Origin of the sequence: Ralstonia sp. 22111, from assembly GCF_052045895.1 — a bacterium.
Taxonomy (GTDB): Bacteria; Pseudomonadota; Gammaproteobacteria; order Burkholderiales; family Burkholderiaceae; genus Ralstonia; species Ralstonia wenshanensis.
Window position 1 is genome coordinate 222,362 of record NZ_JBQEPR010000007.1, and the last position, 14,485, is coordinate 236,846.

The window sequence follows — 14,485 nt, forward strand, 5'->3', positions numbered from 1 at the left end:
CCCGCTTTCACGCATGCCCGAGACCAAGTCGCCCAAGCCCGCCACTCCACGTAAAAACACGGCCGCACTCAACGCGGCCAAGCCACCCGGCAGCAAAGCCAAATCGGTGACCAGGCCGGCAGCAATGCCGAGCCCAGTCGCGCCCACCGCGGCAGAGCCTCCATACGCCCCAGCCATCTGCTACGTGCACCCGCTCCAACTGGGCAGGCTCGACCGCTGGGACGGCGTGCTCGATCGCATCGCCTCATTGGGTTTCGATCATGTATTGATGGCGCCGCCGTTTGCGGTGAGTGCGGCCGGCAACGTCTTCGTCACCCGCGACCATGCGCAACTGCATGCGGCGCTGGGCGGCGGGCCGGCCGACGCAGCCCTCGCCAAGCTGGCTGAAGGCAGCCGCTCGCGTGGGCTTACGTTGCTGCTCGACCTGGTAATCGACCGCGTGGCGGTGGATGCGCCACTGCGTGCCGACCACCCCGACTGGTTCGCCAGCCACGCCGAAGACGGCGACGCGCTGGACCCACGCCTGCCGCCTTCGCACCTTGAGGTGGCCTCGTTCCGCCACGACGACCCGCGCAACGCAGATGCCATCCTCACGTGGTGGGCTCAGCAACTGCGCAACTGGGCCGCATTGGGCATCGGCGGGTTCCGCTGCGAAGCGCCTGCCCGCCTGCCAGCCGAACGTTGGCGCACGTTGATTGCCGACGTGCGCAAAGACGCCGGCGCCGTCCGCTTCCTGGCGTGGACGCCCGGCATGGACGGCGCGGCAATCGACGCACTGGCAGGCGCCGGCTTTGACGCGACGTTTTCATCGTTGCGCTGGTGGGATTTCCGCGCGGGCTGGATGGTGGAAGAGCACGCGCGCCTGGCTGCCGTGGCCCCGCCCATCGCCACCGTGGAAGCACCGTTCGGCACGCGCTACGGCCAGGCGTTTGGCGACGCAATGGTCCGTGAACGCGCATACCGCCGCCTCCTGCACGTGGCCGACACGCTCGATGCCGGCTGGCTGATGCCGCTGGGCTTCGAACGCGGCGCCCTGCTGCCGATGCTGGCCGAGCGCGGTGACCCATCCGACCAGCAATGGATCGACGCCCATGCTGCGTTTGACCTGAGCGATGCCGTGCGCGATGTGAACGCCACCATCCGCGCCGCACGCGAGAAGAACACCGTCGCACCGCACGCCGAACTGCGCATGCTGACCGGCCCCGACGCGCCCGCCACCGCCCTGCTACGCGCCGACGGCCCCGACCTGCGTGCAGGCGATGCCGCCACGCTGACCGTCATCAACCCTGATCTGCACATGGGCGTGTCGGTGCATGCCGACCACTTTCTGCCCGGCGTGGCTGGCGGCTTTACGCGCGGCGTAGCGCTCGACCTGCTGACCGAACCGGTGGGCAGTTGCGACGACACGCTGCGTGCCAATGCACGGCCCTTGGCCGAGATCGATTTGCTGCCCGGCGACGTGCAGGTCTGGCGCGTGTTCCGCAATGCTCCGGTGCACTATCCCGCGACAGCCAAAGCCGCCAAGAGCCCGCGCACCAAGGCCGGCGAAGCGAAAGACCCTGTCAACGCGGCCATTGCGTCGCCGCGCATCGGCATCGAACAGGTGCAGCCCTCCGTTGAAGACGGCCGCTTTGCCGTGAAGCGCCTGGTGGGCGATGACATCATCGTCGAGGCCGATGTGCTGATGGACGGGCACGACAAGTTGGCCGTGCACCTGCTGTGGCGCGCGCAAGATGAAGACACGTGGCAGCACGTACCGATGATGCCGCTCGGCAACGACCGCTGGCGTGGCGCGTTCCGGCCCGAACGGCTGGGGCGGCACGCCTATGCCGTGGCCGCGTGGCGCGATGCGTTCGGCACCTATCGGTCTGAACTGGAGAAGAAGCACACCGCCGGCGTGGACGTAACGCTGGAGCTGGAAGAAGGCGCGCAGCTCGTCGCACAGGCAGCAGAACATGCGCCGAAGGACGCACCGGTCGACGCCTTGCACAAGCTGGCCCACCTGTTGGCCGAGGCGGACCACGCGCACCGTCTCACGCTGCTGTTGGACCCCGTGACCGCCCACGTGATGGCGCAGGCTTCGCACTACCGGCCGTTCTACGTGGAAAGCGTGGCGTATCCGCTGGACGTGGAACGCGATGGCGCGGCGTTCGCGAGCTGGTACGAGCTGTTCCCTCGCTCGGCATCGGATGACGAACAGCGGCACGGCACCTTTGATGACGTGATCCGCCGGCTGGGCGCTATCCGTGGCATGGGCTTCGACGTGCTGTATTTCCCGCCCATCCACCCGATCGGCCGCACCAACCGCAAGGGCCGCAACAACAGCCTGCGCGCGGAGCCCGACGACCCCGGCAGCCCGTACGCCATTGGCGCTGCCGAAGGCGGGCACGACGCCATCCACCCGCAGCTCGGCACGCTGGAAGATTTCCGCCGCCTGGTGCGCGCCGCGCGTGAAAAAGGCTTGGAACTGGCGCTCGACTTCGCCATTCAATGCTCGCCCGATCACCCCTGGCTGCGCGAGCACCCCGGCTGGTTTGCATGGCGCCCCGACGGCAGCATCAAATACGCCGAGAACCCGCCCAAGAAGTACGAAGACATCGTCAACGTCGACTTCTATGCCGACGATGCCAAGCCCGGCCTGTGGACCGCACTGCGCGACGTGGTGATGTTCTGGGCGGACGAAGGCGTGCGCCTGTTCCGCGTCGACAATCCGCACACCAAGCCGCTGCCGTTCTGGGAATGGATGATCGGCGAGGTGCGTGCGCGCTATCCGGATACGGTGTTCCTGTCGGAAGCCTTTACGCGGCCCAAGGTGATGTACCGGCTGGCAAAGGTCGGGTTTTCGCAGTCGTACACGTACTTCACGTGGCGGCACACCAAGCAGGAATTCATCGATTACCTGACCGAGCTGACGCGCACGCCGGTGCGTGAATATTTTCGCCCGCACTTCTTCGTCAACACGCCGGACATCAACCCGGTGTTCCTGCAGTCGTCGGGCCGGCCGGGCTTTTTGATTCGTGCCGCGCTGGCGGCCACGCTGTCCGGCCTGTGGGGCGTCTATAACGGGTTCGAGCTGTGCGAAGGCGCTGCGGTACCCGGCAAAGAGGAGTACCTCGACTCCGAAAAGTACCAACTGCGCGCGTGGGACCACAACCGCCCCGGCAACATCGTCAAGGAAATTGCGCTGCTCAACCGCATCCGCCGGGCCAATCCGGCGCTGCACTCGCATCTGGGCGTGACGTTCCAGCCGGCATCGGGCGAGCAGATCCTGTTCTTCAGCAAATCGACGCCGCCCGTGCTACCGGCGCAGTTGGGGGCCACCCCGGCCGAACTGGCCAACGCCCTGCCGCCAGACCGCTTTGGCGACAACACGGTGTTCGTGGCCATCAACCTCGACCCGCACCACGCGCACGAGTCCGACATCGAACTGCCACTGTGGCAATGGGGCCTACCCGATCACGGCGCACTGATGGCCGAGAACCTCGTCAACGGCCAGCGCACGGTGTGGCGCGGCAAGTGGCAGCACATCCGCCTTGAACCCGAGCAGCCGTTTGCCATCTGGCGCGTGCGCCCGGCCCTGCCTTCGGAGGAAAACCCGTCATGACGCGCAATCCGACCGCGCTGCTGGTGGACGACGCGCTCTGGTACAAGGACGCCGTCATCTATCAGCTGCATGTCAAATCGTTCTGCGATTCCGACAACGACGGCGTCGGAGACTTCCCCGGTTTGATCTCCAAGCTCGACTACATCGCCGAGCTGGGGGTGGACGTCATCTGGCTGCTGCCGTTCTACCCATCGCCGCGCCGCGACGACGGCTACGACATCGCCGAATACCGCGGCGTCCACCCCGATTACGGCAGCATGGCCGACGTGCGCCGCTTCATTGCCGAAGCGCATGCGCGGGGCCTGCGCGTGATCACCGAACTGGTCATCAACCACACGTCGGATCAGCACCCGTGGTTCCAGCGGGCGCGGCGCGCCAAGCCGGGTTCTGCGCTGCGCGACTTCTACGTGTGGTCCGACAACGACAAGAAGTACGCCGGCACGCGCATCATCTTCATCGACACCGAGCCGTCCAACTGGACATGGGACCCGGTGGCCAACGCGTACTACTGGCACCGCTTCTATTCGCACCAGCCCGATCTCAACTTCGACAACCCGCGCGTGCTGAAGGCCGTGATCGGCGTGATGAAGTACTGGCTGAACCTGGGCGTGGACGGCCTGCGGCTCGATGCCGTGCCCTACCTCGTGGAACGCGAAGGCACGTCGAACGAGAACCTGCCCGAGACGCATGACGTGCTGCGCAAGATCCGCGCGGCCATGGACGGGGAATTCAAGAACCGCCTGCTGCTGGCAGAAGCCAACCAGTGGCCGGAAGACACGCAGGAATACTTCGGTGCCGGTGACGAATGCCACATGGCGTTCCACTTCCCGCTGATGCCGCGCATGTACATGGCGATCGCGCGTGAAGACCGTTTTCCGATCACCGACATCATGCGCCAGACGCCCGAGGTGCCGCCCGGCTGCCAATGGGCCATCTTCCTGCGCAATCACGACGAGTTGACGCTCGAAATGGTGACCGACGCCGAGCGCGACTACCTCTGGGAGGTCTACGCCAGCGACCGCCGTGCGCGCCTGAACCTCGGCATCCGCCGCCGGCTCGCACCGCTGCTCGAACGCGACCGCCGCCGCGTCGAGCTGATGAACAGCCTGCTGTTCTCCATGCCCGGCACGCCTGTCATGTACTACGGCGACGAAATCGGCATGGGCGACAACATCCACCTGGGGGACCGCGACGGCGTGCGCACGCCGATGCAGTGGTCACCCGACCGCAACGGCGGGTTCTCGCGCGCCGACCCGGAACAGCTCGTGCTGCCGGCCATCATGGGCTCGCTGTACGGCTATGAATCGGTGAACGTGGAAGCGCAGAGCCGCGACGCGCATTCGCTGCTGAACTGGACACGCCGGCTGCTTGCCACGCGCAAGCGGCATCGCGTGTTCGGCCGTGGTTCCATCCAGTTCCTGCAGCCGTCCAACCGCAAGGTGCTGGCGTATATCCGCGCGCTGGAAGGCGAGGCGCCGATCCTCTGCGTGGCCAATCTCTCCCGCGCCTCGCAGGCCGTCGAACTGGACTTGTCCGCCTTTGCGCAGCGCGTGCCGGTGGAGCTGATCGGCGGGACGGCGTTTCCGCCCATCGGCCAGTTGTCGTATCTGCTCACGCTGCCGCCCTACGCCTTCTATTGGCTGGAGCTGCGCGAGAACGAGCCCGGCCCGACCTGGGCGCAACCGGCCGCCGAGCAGTTGCCCGAGTTCACGACGCTGGTGCTGCGCGCGGGGCTCGATGCCCTGGCCGACACGCGGCAGCGCGAGGCACACCGCCAGTTGATCGAACGCGAAATCCTGCCGACGTATCTGCCCAAGCGCCGCTGGTTTGCCGCCAAGGACAGCGTGCTGCGTAGCGCAAAGTTTGCCTGGGGCGCGACCGTGCCGGTGGATGCCGCATCCACCAACCGCCCGCTGGCTGGCGCAACGCGGCCCGAGGTGTTCCTCAACGAAGTGGCTGTCACGCTGGGCAGCCCCGACGGCAGCGAGCGCGTCGAGCGCTACCTGCTGCCGCTTTCCATCGCTTGGGAATCGGCCACGCTGCCGGCGCTGCCCATTCAACTTGCGCTGGCGCGCGTGCGGCGCGGCCGTCATGTCGGCTACCTGACCGACGCCTTCACCACCGAGACCTTCGCGCGTGCGTTGCTCACCAACCTTGTGCGCGGCACCACACTGGAGGCCAATGACGGCACCGTTCGGTTCGAGCCCGAACCGAACATTGCAGAGCTGGCTGAACCTGCCGAGACATCGGATGCCGGCAGCACACGGCCCGCACCGCTGCCGCTGGCGCCCGACACGCCCATCCAGTGGCTGGCGGCCGAACAGTCGAACAGTTCGCTGGTGATTGGCGAGTCCGTCATCGTCAAGCTCATCCGCCGTATCGCCACGGGTATCCACCCCGAGGTGGAGATGACGCGCCACCTCACGCGCGTGGGCTATGCCAACACGGCGGCGCTGATCGGCGAGGTCTCTCACCACGCTGCCGACGGCGAACGCTCGACGCTGGCCGTCATGCAGAGCTTTGTGCCCAACCAGGGCGATGCGTGGACGTGGGCGCTGGACTACCTGCGGCGCACCATCGACGAACTGGCCGTACAGATGGAAGGCGTGACTTCTGGCGATGGTGAATCGTCCCCAGTGGCCGTCTCGGAAGCGCGCGTGGATACCGACGAGGCATTGGCCGGCTACGTCAACTTCATCGGCGTGATCGGCACGCGGCTGGGCGAATTGCATGCCGCACTGGCGGCGCCCACCGAAGACCCGAACTTCGGCGCGCGCATTGCCGATACCGACGATGCCGCCTACTGGATAGCCCGCGTGAGCGAACAGCTCACCCGCGCGCATGACAACCTGTCGACATGGCAACGGCAAAACCCCGACAGCCCGCGGCAAGCCGACGTGCAGTGGCTGCTGTCGCAACACCAGGCGCTGCTCGACGCTGCGCGCGCGCATGCCGAAGACGGCCTGGGCACCACGCTCTCGCGCATCCATGGTGATTTCCACCTCGGCCAGGTGCTGGTGGCGCAGGGCGATGCCTTCCTGATCGACTTTGAAGGCGAGCCCTCGCGCCCTGTGGAAGAGCGCCGGCGCAAGACCAGCCCGCTGCGCGACGTCGCCGGGCTGATGCGCTCGCTCGACTACGTGGTCGGCGCCATGCGTCAGGGCCCTGAGCACGTGGCCGGGCCCGCGCAGGAGCGTCGCAATGTCCTGCTGGAGCGGTTCCGCGCTGCGTCCACCGAACGCTTCCTGGAGGCGTATGCCGCTGCTATCCGCGGGCCCGATCTGAACGCGCTGGATCAGCCCGTGGTCGACTTTCACCTGCTGGATCTTTTCCTGCTGGAGAAGGCCGCGTACGAGGTCAACTACGAAGCGTCCAACCGCCCGACCTGGCTGCCGATTCCGCTGGAAGGCTTCACACGCGTGGCACGCCGCCTGCTGCATGCAGAGCCACCATCACCCGCTGCAGAAGACTCGACGGGAGGCCCACCGTGACCGCACTCGACTTTGCCTCTCCAACCAAAACCGCTGCCGAACCCGAAGCGCCGATCGTGCTGCCGGCGGGCGTCGACCAGATGCGCGTCGATGCGCTCACGCACGGCCGCCTGGGCGATCCATTCGCCGTGCTGGGGCCGCATCGCATGGACACCGAAGACGGCACGCGATGGGTGGTGCGCGCTTTCTACCCCGGAGCGCGCCGTGTCCAGGCCATCGACTCGCGCGGCCAGATCATCACGGAGATGACGCCGGTCGGCCGCACAGGACTGTTCCACGGCCCGCTGCGTGCCGATGCGCAGGACGTGTATGGCCACCCGGAGCTTTATCGCCTGCGCATCATCTGGCCTGCGGGCACCGGCCATGAGGCCGTGCAGGAAACCGAAGACCCATACGCCTTCGGGCTGCTGCTCGGCGATCTGGACCTGCACCTGCTCAACGAGGGCACGCATTGGGCGCTGGCAAGCTGCCTGGGCGCGCAGGCGATGCGCATCGACGGCATCAGCGGCGTGCGCTTTGCGGTGTGGGCACCGAACGCGCAGCGCGTGTCGGTGGTGGGCGAGTTCAACCAGTGGGACGGCCGTCGCCACCCCATGCGCCTGCGCCACCAGGCCGGTGTGTGGGAATTGTTCCTGCCCAGCGGCCTGGGCGTCGGCCCCGGCGCACGCTACAAGTTCGAACTCATCGGCGCCGACGGCCGGCTGATGGTCAAGGCCGACCCCGCCGCGCGCCAGACCGAACCGCCGCCCGCCACCGCCTCGGTGGTGGCCGACCCGGCCCCGCTGCGCTGGAACGATGACGACTGGATGCAAACGCGCGCCGAACGCCAGAAGCCCGACGCCCCCATCAGCATCTATGAAGTGCATGCCGGCTCGTGGTTGCGCGACCTGGAAGACGGCGGCCGCAACCTGCAATGGGATGAACTGGCTGACCGGCTGATCCCCTACGTCACGGCGCTCGGCTTTACGCACATTGAACTGCTGCCGGTGGCAGAACATCCGTTTGGCGGCAGTTGGGGTTATCAACCGCTGGGGCTGTTCGCGCCGTCTGCGCGCTTTGGGGCGCCCGAGGCGTTTGCGCGCTTTGTTGACCGCTGCCATCAGGCTGGCCTGGGCGTCATCGTCGATTGGGTGCCCGCGCACTTCCCGACCGACGCCCACGGGCTGGCGCAGTTTGACGGCACCGCGCTGTACGAACACCAGGACCCGCGCGAAGGCTTTCATCAGGACTGGAACACGCTCATCTACAACTTCGGCCGCAACGAAGTGCGCGGCTTCCTGATCGCCAGCGGGCTGGAATGGCTGGAGCGCTTTCACATCGACGGCCTGCGCGTGGATGCCGTGGCCTCGATGCTCTACCGCGACTACTCGCGCCGCGCCGGCGAATGGGTGCCCAACCGCTACGGCGGCCGCGAAAACCTCGAAGCCGTGGCGTTCATCCAGCAGATGAACACGGTGGTGCACGAACGCTGCCCCGGCGCCATCACCATCGCCGAAGAATCGACGGCGTGGCCGGGTGTGACCGCGCCGGTCGAGTTCAACGGCCTGGGCTTCGACTACAAGTGGAACATGGGCTGGATGCACGACACGCTGCACTACATGCAGCGCGACCCGGTGTACCGGCAGCACCATCACGACGGCATGACGTTCGGGCTGGTGTACGCGTTCTCCGAGCATTTCATCCTGCCGATCTCGCACGACGAAGTGGTGCACGGCAAGGGTTCGCTGCTGGGCAAGATGCCGGGCGATGAATGGCAACGACTGGCGAACCTGCGCGCCTATCTGGCGTTCATGTGGACGCATCCGGGCAAGAAGCTGCTGTTCATGGGCTGCGAGTTTGGGCAAGTGGGCGAATGGAACCACGATGCCTCGCCCGAATGGCACCTACTGGATGATCCACGGCACCGTGGCGTGCAGCGGCTGGTGCACGACCTCAACGCGCTATACCGGAATGAGCCGTCATTGCATGCGCGGGACACGGCGCCCGAAGGGTTCAACTGGGTGATTGGCGATGACCGCACCAACAGCGTGTTTGCGTTCCTGCGGCTGGATGGCGAAGGGCGGCCGATGCTGGTGGTCGCGAATATGACACCGGTGCCGCGGGAGAGGTATCGCATTGGCGTGCCGCCGGCGGACGGGGCCACGCAGTGGCGTGAGGTGCTGAACACGGATGCTGCCGTGTATGGCGGCAGCGATCTGGGGAATGGTGGGGCGGTGGATGTAGACCACGTGGCGGCGCATGGGCAGGGGCAGTCGTTGGTGTTGAGGCTGCCGCCGTTGGGGGTTGTGGTTTTGAAGGTTTGATTTTGATTTTGGTGTTGGTGGTCTGCCTTCGTTTCATCCCCTGCCGGGGCTGACTCACTTTCTTTGTCTTGCCAAAGAAAGTAAGCAAAGAAAGGCGCGCCCGAGATGGCGAAGGATTCCTTGAATTTATGTCGCAGAGAGGGAGGGGAGGCAAACTCGCTTCGCTCAAACAGCCTCCCCTCTTTTTCCTCTCTGCAACAGAAATTCAAGGCGCCATCTAGGGCAGGGTACGGCCACACCGTCGTGGTACTGGCGTTGATGTGTGAGCACACCGGTTCGTGCGCCGTGCTCGTGCTGCGACTTGGGGGTCCGCGCTTCAACTTCGAAGTTCAGAACGCGTACATCGAGGTTCTGAACGGGTGCTTTGGAGTTCAGAGACTTCGACTTTGAAGTTCTGAACTTGGACGTTGAGGTTCTGAACTTCAGCTTTGCGGTTCTGAACTCCGACTTCGGGGTTCCGAACTTGAGCTTTGGGGTTCTGAACTCGGACTTTGACGTTCTGAACTCGGACTTTGGCGTTCTGAACCTGAGCTTTGCGGTTGGGAGACTTCGACATCAAGGTTCTGAACGCCAGCTTTGAGGTTCCGAACGGCAACGTTGAAGTGCTCGAACGCCAACGTTGACGTTCCGAACCCCAATCCCCGGGTTTTGAGCCTCGACAGAAGGAGGCAAACAGCGCCCCGGGCGGTGCCCAGCCGGTTTGGCCGTACCCGCCCTAGATGGCGCCTTGAATTTTCGTAAGCGGGCGGAAAAAAGAACGGGAACTGTCTGAGCGAAGCGAGTTTTCCCGTTCTCCGCCCGGTTACGAAAATTCAAGGAGGGGGTCGCCATCTCGGGCGCGCCTTTCTTTGCTTACTTTCTTTGGCAAGACAAAGAAAGTGAGTCGGCCCCGGCAGGGGACGAAAGCGAGGCAAACCACCAAGGCAAAGACAATACTGAAACCAACCGCTAATGCTCCGCTTCCCCAAAACCCTCGCCCCCGGCAAACCCTTCCCCCTAGGTGCCCAATGGGACGGCCTGGGCATCAATTTCGCCGTCTTCTCGGCCAACGCCAGCAAGATCGAACTCTGCATCTTCGACCCCACCGGCCGCAAGGAACTGACCCGCTTCGCCCTGCCCGAATGCACCGATGAGGTCTGGCACGGCTACCTGCCCGGCGTGGAAGCCGGCCTCGTCTACGGCTACCGCGCCTATGGCCCGTGGGAGCCGCAGCACGGCCACCGTTTCAACCCGCACAAGCTGCTGCTCGACCCCTACGCCCGCCGGCTGGTGGGCGCGCTGCGCTGGTCTGATGCGCTGTTCGGCTACCGGCTGAACTCCAACCGCGGCGATCTTTCGTTCGACCGGCGCGACAGTGCACCGGCTATGCCCAAGGCTGTCGTTACCGACGAGTCATTCAACTGGGGCAACGATATCCGCCCGAACACGCCGTGGTCGCGGACGGTGATCTACGAAGGGCACGTTCGCGGGTTCTCGATGCTGCGCGAAGATTTGTTGCCGCCCGAACGCGGCACCTTCAGCGCGCTCGGCGACAGCGTCTTCATCGAGCGCCTGCAGCGGCTGGGCATCACCGCCATCGAACTGCTGCCCATTCACGCCTTCCTGCAGGACCAGTTCCTGGTGGAGCGCGGCCTGCGCAACTACTGGGGTTACAACACGCTGTGCTTCTTTGCGCCGGAGCCGTCGTACCTGTCTGCGCCATCGCTGCATGAGCTGAAGGTGGCGATCCGGCGGCTGCATGCGGCGGGCATCGAGGTGCTGCTCGATGTGGTCTACAACCACACCTGCGAAGGCAGCGAGCTGGGGCCGACGCTGTCGTTCCGGGGGCTCGACAACGCGAGCTACTACCGCCTCGTGCCGGGCCAGGAGCGTTACTACATCAACGACACGGGCTGCGGCAACACGCTCAACCTGTCGCACCCGCGCGTGCTGCAGATGGTGATGGATTCGCTGCGCTACTGGGTCAACGCGTTCCATGTGGATGGCTTCCGCTTTGACCTGGGCGTCACGCTCGGGCGCGAGGGCAACGGCTTTGATCCGGGCTCCGGCTTCTTCGATGCCATACGCCAGGACCCGGTGCTCTCCACCGTCAAGCTCATCGCCGAGCCTTGGGACGTAGGCCCCGACGGCTACCAAGTGGGCAACCACCCGCCGGGCTTTGCCGAGTGGAACGACCGCTTTCGCGATGGCATCCGCCGCTTCTGGCGTGGCGATTCGGGCCAGCGGCCGGACCTTGCCGCTCGCCTGACGGGCAGTGGCGACCTGTTCGACCGCCGGCACCGCCGGCCGTGGGCGTCGATCAACTACGTGGCGTCGCACGACGGCTTCACGCTGCACGACCTGGTCAGTTACGCCGACAAGCACAACGATGCCAACGGCGAAGACAACCGCGACGGCCACAACGACAACTGCAGCGCCAACTGGGGCATGGAAGGCCCGACCGACGACACCGCCATCCAGGCCCTGCGTGAACGCGTGACACGCGCGCTGCTGGCCACGGTGTTCTTCTCCAACGGCACGCCGATGCTGCTGGCGGGTGACGAGTTCGGCCGCACGCAAGACGGCAACAACAACGCCTACTGCCAGGACAACGCGCTGTCCTGGCTCGACTGGTCAATGCTGGAGAAAGACCCTGGGCAGGCACTTGCGCGCTATACGGCGCGGCTCATCGCGTTGCGCAAGGAAAGCCCCGCGCTGCGCTGGCCGCATTACGTGCACGGCAACGCCGAGATCCTGCCTGGCGTGCAGGACATCGCCTGGTTTGATGAGCGCGGCCAGGTGCTCTCGCCCGAGGCGTGGAACGACAGCGAGGCGCGCGCGTTGGCACTGCGTCGCGCATGTGTCGAGACCATCGACGGAGAAGCGCGCCCGCATGTGGCGCTGCTGCTCATCAACGGCGCGGCGACGGACCTCACGTTCACGCTGCCCGAGCCTGCCATGGATTGGCAAATCGCCATCGACAGCGCAGCACCGGAGCAGGACACCCGTCCGCACGGCAGCGGCACGCTCAAGGTTGGGGGGCGCAGCGTCGTGCTGCTGCTCGCCACGCAACTCGCCACGATCGCCCACATTGCCGGGCAGCCCGATGCGGACGTCAGCGGTGAAACCCTGGGCCCGGTTCCCGAAACGCACCACGCACTGCAGGACGACACGGCCGGGCAACCCGCCACCGACGACGAGCGCACCGCCCCGACCGCGGGCCAAGCCGCCAACGATGACACTGGAGACGCCACGCAATGACCGCACCTGCCCCCCGGTTTGCGCACGACATGCCATTCGGCGCCACTGTCCTGGCGGATGGCAACACCCGCTTCCGCCTGTGGGCGCCGGACGCGACCGCCGCGTGGGTCGAGATCGATGACGCGCGGGGCGACGTGGCCATCCGCATGGATGCCGAGCCCGAGGGTTGCTACGCAGCGGTCACCCCCGTGAGTGCCGGCACGTGCTATCGGTACCGCATCACCAATCGGGACGGCGTGACGCTGTCCGTGCCCGACCCGGCCGCTCGCGCACAGTGGCAGGACATTCCCGGCCCAAGCCTCGTCGTCGATCCGCAGCGCTACCGCTGGCAGCACGCTGGCTGGCAGGGCCGGCCCTGGCACGAGACCGTGCTGTACGAACTGCACGTCGGCACGCTGGGCGGCTTCAAGGGCGTGCGCGGGCGGCTGCCCGAACTGGCGCGGCTGGGCATCACGGCCATCGAGCTGATGCCGGTGGCGGAGTTTCCGGGCGCGCGCAACTGGGGCTATGACGGCGTACTGCCCTTTGCGCCCGACGCCAGCTACGGCACGCCGGACGACCTCAAGGCCTTGATCGACACCGCGCACGGGCTGGGCATGATGGTGTTTCTCGATGTGGTCTACAACCACTTCGGGCCCGACGGCAACTACCTGCACCACTACGCGCGCAGCTTCTTCCGCGACGATGTGCATACGCCCTGGGGCGCTGCGATCGATTTCCGCATGCCGCAGGTGCGCGAGTTCTTCATCCAGAACGCGTTGATGTGGCTGATGGAATATCGCTTTGACGGCCTGCGGCTCGACGCCGTGCACGCCATCACCGAGCGCGACTGGCTGGGTGAACTCGCGGCGCGCGTGAGGCTGTCGGTGGAGCCCGGCCGGCATGTGCATCTGGTGCTGGAGAACGAGCACAACGCCGCGTCGCTGCTGCGCGATGGCGATACCCATGGCGACTTCGATGCGCAGTGGAACGACGACGGCCACAACGTGCTTCACGTGCTGCTGACCGGCGAGCGCGAGGCCTACTACGCCGCCTATGCCGAGGCGCCCGCGCAACGCCTGGCGCGCGTGCTGCAAGACGGCTTCTGCTACCAGGGTGAGCCATCACCCATCCATGAAAACGCACCACGTGGCGAACCGAGCGCACATCTGCCGCCCACCGCGTTCGTGCTGTTCCTGCAGAACCACGACCAGATCGGCAACCGCGCCTTTGGCGAACGGCTGACGCAGCTCGCCCACCCCGATGCATTGCACGCGGCGCAGGTGCTGTTGCTGCTGAGCCCACAGATTCCGATGCTGTTCATGGGCGAGGAATGGGGCAGCACATGCCCCTTCCTGTACTTCACCAGCCACCACGGCATGCTGGCCGAAGCCGTGCGGGAAGGCCGGCGCCGCGAGTTTGCCAAGTTCGAGGCATTTGCCGATCCGCGCCAGCGCGAGCGCATTCCCGACCCGAACGACGAGCGCACCTACCTCACCTCCTGCCCCGGCGAGGCGAACCTCGCCGACCCGGGACAGCTCAACACACTGAACCGCACGCACCGGCTGCTGGCACTGCGCCATGCGGAAATCATCCCGCGCCTGCCCCGTGCGCGCGCGCTCGACGCGGTGGCACTGGGCCATGCCGGCGCCCTTGCCCGCTGGCGCATGGGCGACGGCAGCGTGCTCACGCTGATGGTGAATCTGTCGGATCAACCCGTGGCGGTGCCCACGGTGCTGGCGGGCAGCCCCGCCGATCTGCTGCACGAATCGCGCGAGGGCGCCGCTGCCGCGCTCATCGCGCATCGCCTGCCGGAGCGTGCGTGCGTGGCATTGCTGCACACCCCATCGCCCACCTGACGTCTGACA

At 66.2% G+C, this 14,485-nt stretch carries 5 protein-coding genes; all 5 read left to right on the forward strand.

The window, feature by feature from the left end; all coding sequences use genetic code 11:
• The first annotated feature begins 13 nt into the window (after window positions 1-13).
• On the forward strand, window positions 14-3,604 hold the full coding sequence (locus ACTJK4_RS18680; RefSeq protein ID WP_440818632.1) for a maltotransferase domain-containing protein: 3,591 nt from the start codon (window positions 14-16) through the stop codon (window positions 3,602-3,604).
• Window positions 3,601-7,095, forward strand: coding sequence for a maltose alpha-D-glucosyltransferase (treS, locus tag ACTJK4_RS18685; protein ID WP_440818633.1), 3,495 nt, complete (start codon window positions 3,601-3,603; stop codon window positions 7,093-7,095). Before ACTJK4_RS18680 ends, treS begins: the two co-directional genes overlap by 4 nt.
• Window positions 7,092-9,398 (forward strand): 1,4-alpha-glucan branching protein GlgB, encoded by a 2,307-nt coding sequence (gene glgB, locus ACTJK4_RS18690; RefSeq protein WP_440818634.1) that lies wholly within the window; start codon window positions 7,092-7,094, stop codon window positions 9,396-9,398. Before treS ends, glgB begins: the two co-directional genes overlap by 4 nt.
• A 951-nt stretch (window positions 9,399-10,349) precedes the next feature.
• Window positions 10,350-12,638 carry a glycogen debranching protein GlgX gene (gene glgX / locus ACTJK4_RS18695; protein WP_260801293.1) on the forward strand — a complete coding sequence of 763 codons (2,289 nt, stop codon included), beginning with the start codon at window positions 10,350-10,352 and terminating at the stop codon, window positions 12,636-12,638.
• Complete coding sequence (gene treZ, locus ACTJK4_RS18700) at window positions 12,635-14,476, forward strand: malto-oligosyltrehalose trehalohydrolase (RefSeq protein ID WP_322017882.1); 1,842 nt, start codon at window positions 12,635-12,637, stop codon at window positions 14,474-14,476. Before glgX ends, treZ begins: the two co-directional genes overlap by 4 nt.
• Window positions 14,477-14,485: the final 9 nt, after the last annotated feature.